This is a genomic window from Sporosarcina ureae (assembly GCF_029267015.1).
In the GTDB taxonomy this organism is placed as follows: Bacteria; Bacillota; Bacilli; order Bacillales_A; family Planococcaceae; genus Sporosarcina; species Sporosarcina ureae_D.
Genome location: NZ_JARIEA010000078.1, coordinates 47,277 through 62,393, shown reverse-complemented (window position 1 = coordinate 62,393; position 15,117 = coordinate 47,277). Strand labels below are relative to the sequence as shown.

The following is a 15,117-nucleotide window of genomic DNA, read 5'->3' as shown; positions in this document are numbered from 1 at the left end:
ATCACCAGCAGTGATTTGTCTTTTACGCTTGATAAAACCGGTTTCCTTAGCCAAAGCATCCACTCTTTCAGGATGGATCAATGAAAGTAATTGTTCAAGCATGTCAAAATGATGGTTGATAGACATAAAAAGAACTCCTTTCAAAAATGATGGTATGTATCTTTACCATCTTTTTGAAAGAAGTACACCTATTTCTTAAGTTGACAGCTATGGGCTCAAGCCACGCCCACCGGAAAGCGTCCCCTCCGAAGCGCAAATCCCCACCCCCTCTCAATCTCCGCCTCTCCTACTCCAACAAAAAAACCCACTCAACAGCATCACACTGTCAAATGGGTCTTAATCCTATTTAAATCTCCTTCAGTTCCGCAATACGACGCTCAACCGCCGCATACTTCTCTAAATAATCCGCTTCCTTCGCACGCTCTTCCTCAACAACTGACTCAGGTGCCTTCGCAGTAAAACGCTCATTCGACAACTTGCCTTGAACCCGCTTCACTTCACCTTGCCACTTGCCAAGCTCCTTCGTCAAACGAGCCAACTCTTCCTCAATATCAATCAATCCCTCAAGCGGTAAATACAACTCTGCCCCCGTCACGACCGCCGACATCGTCTTACCTGGTGCATTCACCTTCACGCCAATCGTCAACGTCTCCGGATTACAGAAACGCTCTAGATAGCTACGGTTCTCTTCCAGTACCGCCACTGTCGTCTCATCTTTCGCCGAAATATACAAATCCACTTTGCGACTCATCGGTGTATTCACTTCAGCGCGAATATTACGTACTGCTTTGATAATATCCACCAATAACTTCATATCCGAAGAGCGAGACTTGTTCATCATCGTTGCGTCCACTTCAGGCCACTTCGCTACTGTGATTGACTCGCCTTCATGTGGAAGGTTCTGCCAGATCTCTTCAGTAATGAACGGCATCAATGGGTGCAATAAACGCATCGTGTTATCTAGAACATGCGCAAGAACCGAACGTGTCATTTTCTTCGCTGCTTCGTCTTCACCGTATAACGGCAACTTCGCCATTTCGATATACCAGTTACAGAAGTCTTCCCAAATAAAGTTATATAACGCGCGGCCCATTTCGCCAAACTCGTAGCGGTCTGACAAGCTAGTTACTGATTCAATCGTTTCATTCAGACGAGTTAAGATCCATGCATCTGCAACAGACTTTTCTCCTGACAAATCGATTTCTTCATACTTCATTCCATCCATATTCATTAACGCGAAACGGGAAGCATTCCAAATTTTATTGGCAAAGTTCCAAATCGCTTCTACTTTTTCCGTAGAATAACGTAGATCTTGTCCTGGTGAAGAACCTGTCGCAAGGAAGTAACGCAATGCATCTGCGCCATATTGCTCGATTACGTCCATTGGATCCACACCGTTACCAAGTGATTTAGACATTTTCCGCCCGTCTTCCGCACGTACTAAACCATGGATCAAGACATCCTTGAATGGACGCTCTTCCGTGAATTCAAGTGCTTGGAAGATCATGCGAGACACCCAGAAGAAGATAATATCATATCCTGTAACAAGGGCATCCGTTGGGTAATACTTTTTGAACGTTTCGCTATCTACGTCAGGCCAACCCATTGTCGAGAATGGCCATAGAGCAGATGAGAACCAAGTATCGAGTACGTCATTGTCCTGTGTCCAGTTTTCTTCGTCTGCCGGTGCTTCTTGACCCACATAAATTTCACCTGTTGTGTTGTGATACCAAGCTGGAATTCGGTGGCCCCACCAAAGTTGACGAGAAATACACCAGTCGTGCACATTTTCCATCCAACTTAAATACGTTTTCTCAAAACGCTCAGGAACAAACGTCACTTTTTCTTCTTCATTTTTCTGCAGATTGATCGCTTGCTCGGCAAGTGGCTGCATATTAACGAACCATTGTGTAGAAAGATAAGGCTCCACTACTGCGCCGCTTCGTTCTGAGTGACCGACAGAGTGCATATGTTCTTCGATTTCAAATAACACATTCATCTCTTGTAAATCCTTGACGATTTGCGTACGACATTCGAAACGATCCATACCTTCATACTTACCTGCTAGTTTATTCATCGATCCGTCTTCATTCATCACGAGAATACGTGGTAAGTTATGGCGATTACCTATTTCAAAGTCATTCGGGTCATGCGCTGGTGTAATTTTCACTGCGCCGCTTCCGAAGTCCATTTCTACGTAATCGTCCGCCACGATTGGAATTTCGCGTCCAACGATTGGTAATGTAACCATTTTCCCGATCAAGTGCTTGTAGCGATCGTCTTCTGGATGAACCGCAACAGCCGTATCACCGAGCATCGTTTCGGGACGTGTTGTCGCAATTTCAATTGAACCTGTGCCATCTGTCAATGGGTAACGCATATGATAGAATGCACCTTGCACATCTTTATGAATGACTTCGATATCAGAAATCGCTGTTTTCGTTGCAGGATCCCAGTTGATGATATATTCGCCACGATAGATGAGCTTTTTCTCATACAATTTAACAAACACTTCACGTACCGCTTTTGAAAGACCTTCGTCGAGGGTAAAGCGTTCTTGTGAGTAGTCAAGTGCCAAACCAAGTTTTGCCCACTGTGCGCGGATATGGCTCGCGTATTCTTCTTTCCACTTCCAAGTTTCCTGTACGAAGTTCTCACGTCCAAGATCGTAGCGAGTTTTGCCTTCAGCGCGAAGTTTTTCCTCAACTCTTGCTTGTGTCGCAATTCCCGCATGGTCCATTCCTGGCAACCACAATGCATCATACCCTTGCATACGTTTCATGCGGATGAGCATATCTTGTAACGTTGTATCCCAAGCGTGACCTAAGTGAAGCTTCCCTGTCACGTTCGGTGGTGGAATGACAATCGTATACGGTTCTTTCTCGCTTTTTACATCCGATTCAAAATACTTGCCTTCAAGCCACCACTCATAACGTCCTTTTTCAACTGCCTGCGGATCGTATTTAGTCGGCATTGTCAATTCATCAGTCATTATAGTTCCTCCTTCAAATAAAAAGGGATACAAAAAAGCCCCACTCATCCCGGTAAAAGGACGAAGGAGCTCGTGGTACCACCTTTATTTATGAACGCTAAAAAGCATTACATCTTCATGATTTGGTAACGGTCTTCACCGGTTCCTGCTACTAAAATTTCACAGAAACTGCTCATAGGGGACTTCCATATGTTGTTCCCAGGTACGTCCCACCTATCGTACCCTCTCTAAAGAAAACGGTTCACATGTACTTGCCTACTCTTCGCATTTATATTCTTGTCTTTCATCATTATAAGCGAAGCATACTGTGTCCGTCAACTGAATACTAGTCGATAAGGAAAGGATGGTGAACGATGCGAAAAGGTTATAACCCCTACTTGTTGCCGCCGTGGCTACGGAAAACGAGATTTTACTGTAAGGGCTTTATCATCCCGTTGACCGTGTTCCAATTAGTGCGATTACTCATTGTCCCGACAACCGGAGACATATTATTATTTTGTTTACTCGCTGCTTTGTCTTTCTGCTTCTACAAAAACATTATTTGAATGGAAGATCTTTCTCGTGACATCGTCATCCATTTCGGCGATGTATAAGAGAAAGTCTTCCATTTCATTGTGGACTTGCTCTAGCGCACGATCAGCATTAGCGAGAAATTGCATATGGGAAGTCGATGCAGCTGTCAATTGGGGTTCTGCAGGTTCTTCTACAATTTCAACTGGTTCTTGTACAGGCTCTTGCACGGGTTGTTCCTGCTTCAAGTGTACCGTCCACTCCAAGTTTAATCCGCCATCTTCCTGTGATGTAGTTTTAACATCCTGTACTTCCAGTTGCAGGTTTCCATCGAGTTCAACTGGTAAATCTACATTCAGTGGCACGGCATATTCAAAATATCCTTTGCTGTTCTCCACTTCGACGTCGTTAATAATCAATAAGTCTTCCGCTGCGAGCTCCACCTGCTTGTCTGCGTCAAACACGACGTGTGCCGCAATATGATAAATCCCTTGCAAACGAATCGCTTCTTCCGTCCGTTCTTCCGTAAATCCAGGTGTCACCTTTACCTCAGCCGATTCTGCAAATGCCCCGTACTCAGCAGGGAAATAAAAAGATTCTTGTAATGTCCATTGATGCGTCGTCATATTTGCTTCACTCCTTTTCTTAACTCAGGCTACTATATGAAGAAAATACGGAGTTTAGAAGTGAGTATAGTGTAGTTTAAGAATGAAAATAAAAAAGCGTCAAGCAACTATCTGCCTGACGCTCCGTAATTATCTCTTAAGTTTCGCAAACACCGTATGGAATGCTTCCACAGTTTTAGCGATATGCTCTTCTGTATGGGCTGCTGACAAGAACATTCCTTCGAATTGGGAAGGTGGCAAGAAAATACCTTCTTCTGCCATCAGACGGTAATATTCTGCGAACAGTTCCAAATCTGATGTTTTCGCTTTATCGTAGTTATTGACGCGTTCATTTGTAAAGAAGAACCCAATCATAGAACCTGCACGATTGACAGTATGCGGAATATTATTAGCTTTCGCTGCTGCGCGGAAACCTTCTTCCAATTGATCACCAAGCTTAATGAAATGTTCATATGTTTTCGGCGTTAACTTTCTCAATGTTTCAATTCCCGCTGTCATCGCTAACGGATTACCAGACAATGTACCTGCCTGATAAATAGTTCCTGCTGGTGCAACATGTTCCATAATCTTACGTGAACCGCCATACGCTCCTACAGGCAGTCCGCCACCGATTACTTTACCTAGACATGTAAGATCCGGTTTGATGTTGAAATGACCTTGTGCGCATTTATAACCTACACGGAATCCAGTCATCACTTCATCGAAAATGAGCAAAGAACCGTTTTCTTCTGTTACTTCACGTAAGCCTTTGAGGAAGCCGTTATCCGGTCCTACAACGCCCATGTTTCCTGCAACCGGTTCTACAATAATTGCAGCTAAGTCGTCTCCGTACTCTTTAATCGCCAATTTAACACTTTCCAAGTCGTTATATGGAACTGTAATCGTGTTTTGCGCAATCGATTCAGGTACTCCAGGGCTATCTGGTAAACCTAATGTAGCGACACCCGATCCTGCTTTAATTAGCAAAGAATCCGCATGTCCGTGGTAGCAACCTTCGAATTTCAGGATTTTATTACGCTTCGTATAGCCACGTGCTAAACGAAGTGCACTCATTGTCGCTTCCGTACCTGAAGATACCATACGTACCATTTCAATGGATGGTACACGGTCGATGACAAGCTCAGCTAATTCATTTTCTAAAAGAGTTGGTGCTCCGAAACTTGTACCAGTTTCAGCTACTTTTTGGATTGCTGATACTACGTCAGGGTGTGTGTGTCCTAGGATCAGAGGACCCCAAGATAGAACGTAGTCAATATATTCATTGCCATCAATATCCTTAATGATCGCTCCTTTACCACTTTCCATAAAGATCGGATCCATATTGACTGATTTGAATGCACGAACTGGTGAGTTAACGCCACCCGGCATTAAATCAACTGCTTTTTTGAATGCTTGTTCAGATTTCGTATATGATTTCTGTCCCATATTACTTCTCCTCCAACCAGCGAGCAGCATCTTTTGCATGATACGTCATGATGATATCTGCGCCTGCACGCTTCATACTTGTTAACGTTTCTAGTACAATTTTCTTCTCATCTACCCAGCCGTTTAATGCAGCCGCTTTGACCATTGCGTATTCCCCACTGACGTTGTACGCCACGACAGGCAATAGTACATGATTCTTTACGTCGCGAATGATATCAAGATAAGACAATGCTGGCTTCACAATAAGGAAGTCTGCACCTTCAAGAATATCGGATTCCGCTTCACGCATAGCTTCCATACGGTTTGCTGGATCCATTTGATACGTTTTACGATCGCCGAATTGTGGTGTGGATTGTGCTGCTTCACGGAATGGACCGTAATAAGCAGATGCATATTTCACCGCATACGACATAATCGGAATGTTTTGGAATCCTGCATCGTCAAGTGCTTGGCGAATAACTGCAACAAATCCGTCCATCATATTCGAAGGCGCAATGATATCTGCTCCTGCTTTCGCTTGGCTGACTGCCGTCTTCGCAAGCAATACAAGGCTTGCATCGTTATCTACATCATTGTCGTGAATAACGCCACAGTGACCGTGATCGGTATACTCGCATAAACATGTATCCGCCACTACGACTAATTCTGGATGACGTTCTTTTACAGCACGTGTAGCACGTTGGATGATTCCTTCATCGTCATACGCTTCAGATCCGGTAGCGTCTTTTTCATTAGGAATACCGAATAAAATAATCGATGAAATACCGAGTTCAACTACTTCATCCGTCTCTTTCAATAATAAATCAATGGAAAACTGATCTACGCCTGGCATCGAAGCGATTGGATTACGTACGTTCTCGCCTTCTGTAACAAAGATAGGATAAATGAAATCCGCTGCTTTAATTTCTGTCTCCCTTACCATCGCACGCACTGTTGGGTGTGTACGAAGTCTGCGATGACGCTTAAATTCTATTGGATTCATTTGAATTCTCCCTTTCGTTTGGCTAGTTCATGAACTAGCTCGACTAATGTATACGTTTCAGGTTTGACGTGAACAGGCGCACCTACTTTTAACAATGCACGTTCCGTAACATGTCCGATCGCGCAAACCGTAAAGCCGAACCACGTCGTTTTCGGTGCAATACGTGAAGAGAACACTTCCACCGCTGACGGGCTTGCGAACAAAACAGACACCTGATTTTTGTGAAGTATAAAACGACTCAATTTATCTATTTCACTCGTTGCACTTTTGGTCTCATAGACTGTCCATTCCGATACATGAAACGGCAACTCCTCGCGAATCAGACTTCCCGCAAGCGTACCTTTCAAAAAGACCACGTGCAACCGTTCTGATTTTTTCGGATTAAACTGTTTGACGAAAACATCTGCACTAAATACGCTCGGAATGAAAGACACGGCAAAACCAAGTTGATCTAGCGCAGCAGCTGTTCGCGTTCCGACTGCAGCAACTTTTCCATTGTACGTATCAGCTGTTACATTGAACCGCATCATTTTCGCACGGAACGCAGCAACTGCTGATTGACTCGTAAAAATGAGCCAATCAGCTTTCATTGCTTGCTGCAATTTTTGCTGATCAGCCTTCTTCTGTATTTCTCCTACTTCAATAAGCGGAATGGAAATCGGAATGCCACCGTACTTTTTCACGAGTTCAGCAGCTTCCGAAGATTTTGGCGTACCGGTGAAAATAACCGTTTCTCCTGCTAACGGTAATGCGTTACGCATCCATCTCTGCCTTCACTTTCTCGATAACTTCAGCAGCACCTTGGTCACGTAAAATTCTACTGACTTCTTTACCGACTGCAACAGGATCTGTTCCTTTCACCGTTTCACGGAACACTTGAATTGCATCCGGAGACGCGATGAAACCTGTCATTTCTACTTCATTCCCATCATACTTTGCAAATCCTCCGATTGGTACTTGGCAAGAACCATCCATTTCGTTAAGGAATGTACGCTCAGCCTGTAGCTCAATCCATGTGTTCTCATCTGTTAATTTCGCTAGTTCATTTAGCAATTCTGTATCGTCTTCCCGACATTCAATTGCTAATGCACCTTGTCCTACTGCTGGAATACAATCTTCGAGCGATAGGTGTTCTGTGACGATGTTATCATCCCAGCCCATACGCTTAAGTCCCGCCGCAGCTAAGAGGATTGCATCATATTCGCCATCTTGGAGCTTGCGAAGACGTGTGTCAATATTGCCGCGGATCCACTTAATTTCAATATCCGGACGTAACATCAACAACTGTGAACTGCGACGTAAACTAGAAGTACCGACAACCGCTCCGATTGGTAAGTCCATGAAGCGAACATGATCGTTTGCGATGTACGCATCACGTGGATCTACACGTTTAGGGATACAACCGACTGTCAAGCCGTCAGGAATTACTGCTGGCATGTCCTTCATGCTATGTACCGCAAAATCAATTTCTTTGTCAAATAATGCTTGCTGAATTTCTTTTACGAATAATCCTTTACCGCCAACTTTTGACAACATGACGTCCAATATTTGATCGCCTTTCGTCACAATCTCTTTCACTTCAAACTCAAATGGCGCACCCGCTTGCTTCATTTGTTCGATGAACCAATTCGTTTGAGTTAATGCCAGCTTACTTCTACGTGAACCTACAATAATTTTTCTCACAAAACTCTTCCTCTCTTATATCCATAAATGAAATTGTGACAGCGTACTGCCCAAAAAGAAATTAACAACTGTTAAGAGAAATGCAAATATCGTCATCCAAGCGAACTCCACTGACTGGAGCTTGCCTTTGTAGTTGTAATAAACCACTGACGAGTAGATGAGCAATACCGCAAATGATCCCATGATTTTCACATCAAACGGAGACCAGTCTTCTAGCGCTACATACGCCCATTGTACACCAAACAATAAACTAACAAATAAAATCGGGATACCCGTGTAGATCGACATTTTCATGCCCATCATCGTTTGATGCAAGTTCGGCAGACTAGAAAACCGCTTACCTAGCTTCTTACTTTTCAATACGTTATATACAATCAAATACAATATCGCGAAAACAAATGCTAATGCGAACACCGCGTACGAGAGGATTGCTGATGTAATATGAACAAATAACACTTCTGAAATAAGCGAATCACCCACAGTGGACGCTGTATATTTTAGATTGGAAAACACGTGAATCATTAAAAAAGCAAAACCAATGATATTTGTAAAAAACACCATAAAGTTCACTTTATAAATCAACTGAAAGACGATAGATAGTGTAACTAGTAACCATACATAAAAGTAAATTCCTTCAACTAGCGATAGTACGGGAAAACGTTTCATTTCATAAATGTAAAAAGATAAAATAATCGTTTGTGTAACCCATACAGAAACGATGAGCCAAAAAGCAGTACGTTGCACGACTTTTGACTTTTTAAAGTAATCTATTAAGTAAAAAACAAGACCGAGGGCATAAAGAACAATCATGAATTCCTGAAGTCTTGCGACGGTTAAATCAACCATATGCTATTCTCTGCCTTTCGAGCGAAAACCTCTCTTTTGCTAGTAAGGAGTGTTCGTTTATATTGTCTCAAATGAGAGGGTGTTACTGCAAATAATTGCATCCAAAGAAAGCATCTTTCTCGTAGTACCACGAATATTTATACTTTTTTTGCATATTTAACTGCAATAAAAAAAGTGGGCCTGTATCGTTCTTGTGAAAGACAGATACAGAACCACCTGGAATTAGTGTTGATAATTTAAGTTCGTCACATCAACAACATCTGATTTTTGATCAGCACGTTTTTGAAGACGTTCTTTTGCTTGTAATGCCAGCTGTTCCTTTTCTGTTACGACATCTTCAGAAATCCCAAAGATTTGTTCGAAAAGTGCGAGTTTCTCTGCTGCTTTTTTATCAGTAGATAATTCTTTAGCTTGTAAAATAGGCTCTTTCAGCAATTGATTGATAATCGATTTTGTATGCTTGTTCAGAACTTTCTTTTCACGTTCTGTTAAATCCGGCATTTTATTTTCGATGCTAGCCATTGTTTCACTTTGAATGCGACTTGCCTTCTTGCGCAATGCAGAAATCATTGGCACGACACCGAGTGTTGTTAACCATTCTTTAAATGCAACTACTTCTTGTTCAATCATTAAACCGATCTCATCAGCTGCACGCTTACGTTCGGCCAAGTTTGCTTCGACAATGCCTTGAAGATCATCGATATCGTACAAGAATACACTGCTCAGTTCACCGATTTTCGGATCAAGATCACGTGGTACAGCTATATCCACCATAAATAGCGGCTTGCCTTTACGTAATCTCTCTACAAAATTCATCAATTCATAATCGATGACATATTCAGTAGCACCTGTTGAACTAATTAAAATATCTGCTTCAAGTAAGAGGCATTGTAGCTCTTGCATAGATTTTGCTTCACCGTTAAATTTCGCCGCCAAGATTTCTGCTTTAGAAAACGTACGGTTGATTACAGTAATCTTCCCGACACCGCTACCTTGCAAGTTCTTGACTGCTAATTCACCCATCGTACCTGCTCCAAGAATGGCAATATGCTTATTCTTTAAAGAACCGAAGATCTTCTTACCTAGTTCTACGGCTGCATAGGAAACTGACACGGCATTTTCACCAATTGCTGTGTCGGTATGTGCTCTCTTCGCTGTTGTAATCGCTTGTTTGAACAGTTCATTGAATACGGTACCTGTTGTACCAATATTTTGTGCAGCAAAGAAACTACTGCGAACTTGTCCTAGTATTTGCGTTTCACCCAGTACCATCGAATCAATGCCTGCAGTTACACGTAATAAGTGTTCGATTGCACCATCTTCTTCATGAATAATCAAGTGACTGGAGAAGTCTTCAATAGGAATCGAAAACCAATCAGCAAGGAATTTTTTTATATAATAACGTCCTGTATGAATCTGGTCGACTACCGCATAAATCTCTGTGCGGTTACAAGTAGAAATAATAATGTTTTCTAAGATGCTCTTTTGCTGTTGCAATGTTTGCATCGCTTGTGGCAAATCAGCCTCGACGAATGATAGCTTCTCTCTAATTTCGACAGGGGCGGTTCGGTGGTTAACACCGACAACGACTGTATACATTAGGTGCTCACACCTTTCGGAATCTTTTCGTACATTCATTATAACATACATAGCGCTTTAGTCGGAATGCAAATTGTGAACATCTTTTGAAGCCATAATGTAGCAAATACATCAAAACTATCGTATTACTTACATGCGACTTTCAATTTCATGCCACGCTTCATCCATCCCTATTCCCTTTTCAGATGAAAACAAGATCAACGGCTCATGGACTTCCATGTTAAATGTTGTACGAACTACTTTCTTATGCTTCTCCCATTTACCTTTAGGAATTTTATCGGCTTTTGTCGCAACGACGATTGTAGGGATATTATAGTGAGCAAGGAAATCATGCATCATGCAGTCATCTTTTGTCGGTGGATGGCGCAAATCGACAATTTGCACTACCGCACGTAACTCTTCACGTGACGTAATGTATTGCTCGATCATGCCGCCCCACTTTTCTTTTTCTGTTTTAGACACTTTCGCATAGCCGTAACCAGGTACGTCAACGAAAAATAATTGTTCTTCAATTTTATAGAAATTGAGTGTTTGAGTCTTTCCTGGTTTCGAAGACGTACGAGCTAAGCTCTTACGCCCGATCATTTTATTGATGAATGAAGACTTTCCTACATTCGAGCGACCGGCTAACGCAAATTCAGGATAGCCTTCTGTTGGATATTGTTCAGGTCTAACCGCACTCATAATCATTTCAACGTTATGGACTTTCATTTCTTTTCCTCCAAAGCGATATCGAGTACTTCATGAGCATCCGACACGAGTTTAAATGTTAATTCTTTTCTTACACTATCTGGAATATCATCTAGATCACGTTCATTATCAGACGGGATGATGATCGTGCGAAGACCTGCACGGTGGGCACTTAGTGTTTTTTGCTTCAGTCCACCAATAGGCAATACTCGTCCACGCAATGTCACTTCACCTGTCATACCGACTTCACGGCGTATCGGGCGTTCCGTCAATGCAGATACTAGTGCCGTTACGATGGTTATACCAGCGGAAGGTCCATCTTTTGGTGTAGCGCCTTCCGGAACGTGTATATGGATATCCCACTTTTCATGGAAATCCGGATCTATATCAAATGTCATAGCTTGAGAACGTACATACGACAATGCTGTTTGTGCAGACTCCTTCATAACATCTCCAAGTTTTCCAGTCAGCAATAATTTACCTTTACCTGGTGATAAGGATACTTCAATTTGCAATGTATCTCCGCCTACTGATGTATAAGCTAACCCTGTTGCTGCTCCGACTTGATTGACCGTTTCTGCCTGTCCGAATCGAAACCGTTTTTTACCAAGTAATGTTTCCAATGTTTTCGGGCTCACAGTCAAGCTTTTCTTATCACCGGCGAGGATCTGACGAGCAGCTTTACGACAGATGCTGGCGATTTCACGTTCCAATGAACGCACACCTGCTTCTCGCGTATAATAACGAACAACTTCCAGTACGGCTTCATCTTGGAAGCGTAGCTGGGATTTCTTCAGGCCGTGTTCTTTCATTTGTTTTGGAATCAGATGATTGATGGCAATCGTTTGTTTTTCATGCTCTGTGTAACCTGGGATCGATATGATTTCCATGCGGTCACGTAACGGTCCAGGAATAGCCCCCAAATCATTTGATGTAGCAATGAATAAGACACTCGAGAGATCATACGGCTCTTCTATATAATGATCGCTGAAAGTGCTGTTTTGTTCAGGATCCAGCACTTCTAACATAGCAGACGATGGATCACCTCGGAAATCATTCGACATTTTGTCAATTTCATCGAGTAAGAAAACTGGATTCACAGTACCCGCTTTCTTCATACTTTGAATAATACGTCCTGGCATGGCACCTACATACGTTCTACGATGACCTCGAATTTCTGATTCATCCCGAACGCCCCCTAAAGACAAGCGTACAAATTTGCGTCCTAATGACTCGGCGATTGAACGTGCCAATGATGTTTTACCAACCCCTGGAGGTCCGTCTAAACAAAGGATAGGCCCACGTAGTGAATTGGTCATCTGACGTACTGCTAGATACTCAAGAATCCGTTCTTTAACGTTTTCTAAGCCTTCATGGTCCCGATTCAATATTTCTTCTGAACGCTTCAAATCCAATTGGTCTTTTGTAGCATCTGTCCATGGCAGCATGATCAGCCACTCGATATAGTTACGGATAATGCCGCTTTCTGCAGAAATAGAAGGAATCTTTTCATAGCGTTCTAGTTCTCGCTCTGCCGCTTCCCTTACAGATTGAGGCATATTCGCTTCCTCAATTTTCTTATTCAGCTCTGTAACTTCAAGACCTTTACCGTCTTTATCGCCCAGTTCTGTCTGAATTGCTTTTAACTGCTCGCGTAAATAGAACTCTTTTTGTGTACGTTCCATTGCTTCTTTTACACGTTCATTAATCTTCTGTTCAAGCTCCATAATTTCCTGTTCATTATACATACGACTGATTAGCCATTCCAAGCGTCCAGGTATATCGATCATTTCAAGCACTTCTTGTTTCGCTGTTAATTTTAACGGTAAATTCGATGCGATCATATCCGCTAATCTTCCCGGTTCTTGAATACTCTCAACTGTTTCGAGTGTTTCTTCGGAAATGCGTTTACTGTTTTTCGCGTATCGTTTGAATTGTGCAACGAGTGAACGCATGAGCGCTTCTGCCTCAGCATCTTTTTCTTCGTTCTCTTTGAAGCATTCCACATTCACAACGGGATATAGGTCCGCTTCCTCGTAACCAGACCACTTCGCTCTATGTACCCCTTCGATCAATACTCGATAGGTACCGTTTGGCAATTGCGTCATCGATTTGATATTCGCCAACGTACCAATGGTTTGTAAATCATCTTTTTCTGGATTTTCTAAGCTTAAATCTTTCTGCGTTGCTAAGAAAATTTGATGATCACCTGCTAAAGAATGTTCAATAGCAAAAATCGAACGCTCTCGACCTACATCGATATGTAAAAGCATCGTCGGATATACAATCACTCCGCGAAGTGGCAATAATGGGATGTTCTGTTTTTGAATCGTCGGCATGATAAGCCACCTCCAAATAAATTATGTCTAAGTATGTAAATAGTTCATAAATAAAATCTTATGTAAGAAAAAGCCGACTGCCGAACGTATAGGATACGCATCGGTGGAGCCGGCCCTTTTGCCATTTCGGCGTTATGCAGTATTTTTTTCGTTATCTACTTCATAAACTGATCCGTCTTCTTTATATAAGAGCGGAGTAGATGTCCCAGTAACGGAATCTTTAGTAATGATACATTTCTTTACTTCTTCAAGTGAAGGAAGATCATACATTACGTCCAACATGATATTTTCGATAATCGAACGAAGTCCACGAGCACCCGTTTTACGAGCAATTGCTTCTTTCGCGATTTCGATTAATGCGTCGTCTTCAAATTGAAGTTCAACATCATCTAATTCGACCATCTTTTGATATTGTTTAACGATCGCATTTTTCGGTTCAGTTAGAATTTGATACAGTGTATCCGCATCTAGTGTATCGAGAGTTGCGATAACCGGCAGACGACCGATAAACTCTGGAATCAAACCGTATGATTGTAGATCTTCAGGAATCAATTTAGCCAATAGGCTATCTTGTTCATTGATTTCTTGCTTCGATTCAGAACCGAAACCGATGACTTTACGTCCAATACGGCGTTTAACGATATCTTCGATGCCGTCAAATGCTCCACCGACAACAAACAAGATGTTCGTTGTATCGATTTGCAAGAATTCTTGATGAGGATGTTTACGACCGCCTTGTGGTGGTACGCTCGCAACTGTTCCTTCCAAAATCTTCAGTAAGGCTTGTTGTACACCTTCACCAGATACGTCACGTGTAATCGATGCGTTCTCAGATTTACGAGCTACTTTATCGATTTCATCGATGTAGATAATTCCTTTTTCAGCTTTATCGATATCGAAGTCCGCTGCTTGAATTAATTTCAAGAGGATATTCTCTACGTCTTCCCCAACGTAACCTGCTTCAGTTAATGAAGTCGCATCTGCAATCGCAAATGGTACATCCAAAATACGAGCCAATGTTTGAGCAAGTAAAGTTTTACCGCTACCAGTTGGTCCAATTAAGACGATATTGGATTTAGCCAGCTCGACTTCATCAATTTTACTACCTGAATTCACTCGTTTGTAATGATTGTATACTGCTACTGCGAGTGATTTCTTTGCACGATCTTGCCCGATGATATAATCATCGAGGATACTTTGGATCTCTCTTGGTTTTGGAACGTCTTTTAGTTCAAAGCCTTCTTCAAGGCCGACTTCCTCTTCCACGATTTCCGCACAAAGTTCAACGCATTCATCACAAATATAAACACCTTGACCAGCTACTAGTTTGCGGACTTGCTCTTGAGATTTCCCGCAAAAAGAACAGCTCAAGTTATCGTTTTCATCATTAAATTTGAACATTATGCTCACCCCTATTCAAGTGAA

12 protein-coding genes and 1 other annotated feature are annotated in these 15,117 nt (G+C 42.2%); of the genes, 1 reads left to right on the top strand and 11 read right to left on the bottom strand.

Features of this window, described 5'->3' with window-relative positions; translation table 11 throughout:
- Window positions 1–346 precede the first annotated feature (346 nt).
- On the bottom strand, window positions 347–2,992 hold the full coding sequence (locus Q7P97_RS13900; RefSeq protein ID WP_303969954.1) for a valine--tRNA ligase: 2,646 nt from the start codon (window positions 2,990–2,992) through the stop codon (window positions 347–349).
- 53 nt (window positions 2,993–3,045) lie between these two features.
- Window positions 3,046–3,264, bottom strand: a binding site (T-box leader).
- 81 nt (window positions 3,265–3,345) lie between these two features.
- Between Q7P97_RS13900 and Q7P97_RS15605 the strand changes: the two genes are divergently transcribed.
- On the top strand, window positions 3,346–3,537 hold the full coding sequence (locus Q7P97_RS15605; protein ID WP_085426431.1) for a YszA family small membrane protein: 192 nt from the start codon (window positions 3,346–3,348) through the stop codon (window positions 3,535–3,537).
- Here Q7P97_RS15605 and Q7P97_RS13890 read toward each other — a convergent pair.
- The 10 genes from Q7P97_RS13890 to clpX form a co-directional block, all read right to left on the bottom strand.
- Window positions 3,493–4,128, bottom strand: a complete 636-nt coding sequence (locus Q7P97_RS13890; RefSeq protein WP_303969951.1) for a hypothetical protein — start codon at window positions 4,126–4,128, stop codon at window positions 3,493–3,495. The genes Q7P97_RS15605 and Q7P97_RS13890 overlap by 45 nt on opposite strands.
- Before the next feature lie 129 nt (window positions 4,129–4,257).
- Window positions 4,258–5,553: a glutamate-1-semialdehyde 2,1-aminomutase gene (gene hemL / locus Q7P97_RS13885; RefSeq protein WP_303969949.1), complete on the bottom strand. Its 1,296-nt coding sequence runs from the start codon at window positions 5,551–5,553 to the stop codon at window positions 4,258–4,260.
- A 1-nt stretch (window position 5,554) separates the two neighbouring features.
- Complete coding sequence (gene hemB, locus Q7P97_RS13880; RefSeq protein ID WP_303969947.1) at window positions 5,555–6,535, bottom strand: porphobilinogen synthase; 981 nt, start codon at window positions 6,533–6,535, stop codon at window positions 5,555–5,557.
- Window positions 6,532–7,296: a uroporphyrinogen-III synthase gene (locus Q7P97_RS13875; RefSeq protein WP_303969945.1), complete on the bottom strand. Its 765-nt coding sequence runs from the start codon at window positions 7,294–7,296 to the stop codon at window positions 6,532–6,534. Before Q7P97_RS13875 ends, hemB begins: the two co-directional genes overlap by 4 nt.
- Window positions 7,289–8,218, bottom strand: a complete 930-nt coding sequence (hemC, locus tag Q7P97_RS13870) for a hydroxymethylbilane synthase (RefSeq protein WP_303969943.1) — start codon at window positions 8,216–8,218, stop codon at window positions 7,289–7,291. Before hemC ends, Q7P97_RS13875 begins: the two co-directional genes overlap by 8 nt.
- Window positions 8,219–8,233: 15 nt before the next feature.
- Window positions 8,234–9,064, bottom strand: a complete 831-nt coding sequence (gene ccsA, locus Q7P97_RS13865) for a cytochrome c biogenesis protein CcsA (protein WP_303969942.1) — start codon at window positions 9,062–9,064, stop codon at window positions 8,234–8,236.
- A gap of 222 nt (window positions 9,065–9,286) precedes the next feature.
- Entirely contained in the window at window positions 9,287–10,663 is a 1,377-nt protein-coding gene (gene hemA, locus Q7P97_RS13860) for a glutamyl-tRNA reductase (RefSeq protein WP_303969940.1), read from the bottom strand.
- Window positions 10,664–10,792: 129 nt separating this feature from the next.
- Window positions 10,793–11,374, bottom strand: a complete 582-nt coding sequence (gene yihA / locus Q7P97_RS13855) for a ribosome biogenesis GTP-binding protein YihA/YsxC (RefSeq protein ID WP_303969939.1) — start codon at window positions 11,372–11,374, stop codon at window positions 10,793–10,795.
- Complete coding sequence (gene lon, locus Q7P97_RS13850; protein WP_303969937.1) at window positions 11,371–13,692, bottom strand: endopeptidase La; 2,322 nt, start codon at window positions 13,690–13,692, stop codon at window positions 11,371–11,373. Before lon ends, yihA begins: the two co-directional genes overlap by 4 nt.
- A gap of 132 nt (window positions 13,693–13,824) precedes the next feature.
- Complete coding sequence (clpX, locus tag Q7P97_RS13845) at window positions 13,825–15,093, bottom strand: ATP-dependent protease ATP-binding subunit ClpX (RefSeq protein WP_303969935.1); 1,269 nt, start codon at window positions 15,091–15,093, stop codon at window positions 13,825–13,827.
- Window positions 15,094–15,117 lie beyond the last annotated feature (24 nt).

Bases quoted from the DNA above. Each gene is read 5' to 3' on its own strand.
- Q7P97_RS13900 (WP_303969954.1), bottom strand. From the start codon at position 2,992: ATGACTGATGAATTGACAATGCCGACTAAATACGATCCGCAGGCAGTT.
- ccsA (WP_303969942.1), bottom strand. From the start codon at position 9,064: ATGGTTGATTTAACCGTCGCAAGACTTCAGGAATTCATGATTGTTCTT.
- Q7P97_RS13875 (WP_303969945.1), bottom strand. From the start codon at position 7,296: ATGCGTAACGCATTACCGTTAGCAGGAGAAACGGTTATTTTCACCGGT.
- Q7P97_RS13890 (WP_303969951.1), bottom strand. From the start codon at position 4,128: ATGACGACGCATCAATGGACATTACAAGAATCTTTTTATTTCCCTGCT.
- hemL (WP_303969949.1), bottom strand. From the start codon at position 5,553: ATGGGACAGAAATCATATACGAAATCTGAACAAGCATTCAAAAAAGCA.
- clpX (WP_303969935.1), bottom strand. From the start codon at position 15,093: ATGTTCAAATTTAATGATGAAAACGATAACTTGAGCTGTTCTTTTTGC.
- yihA (WP_303969939.1), bottom strand. From the start codon at position 11,374: ATGAAAGTCCATAACGTTGAAATGATTATGAGTGCGGTTAGACCTGAA.
- hemA (WP_303969940.1), bottom strand. From the start codon at position 10,663: ATGTATACAGTCGTTGTCGGTGTTAACCACCGAACCGCCCCTGTCGAA.
- lon (WP_303969937.1), bottom strand. From the start codon at position 13,692: ATGCCGACGATTCAAAAACAGAACATCCCATTATTGCCACTTCGCGGA.
- Q7P97_RS15605 (WP_085426431.1), top strand. From the start codon at position 3,346: ATGCGAAAAGGTTATAACCCCTACTTGTTGCCGCCGTGGCTACGGAAA.
- hemB (WP_303969947.1), bottom strand. From the start codon at position 6,535: ATGAATCCAATAGAATTTAAGCGTCATCGCAGACTTCGTACACACCCA.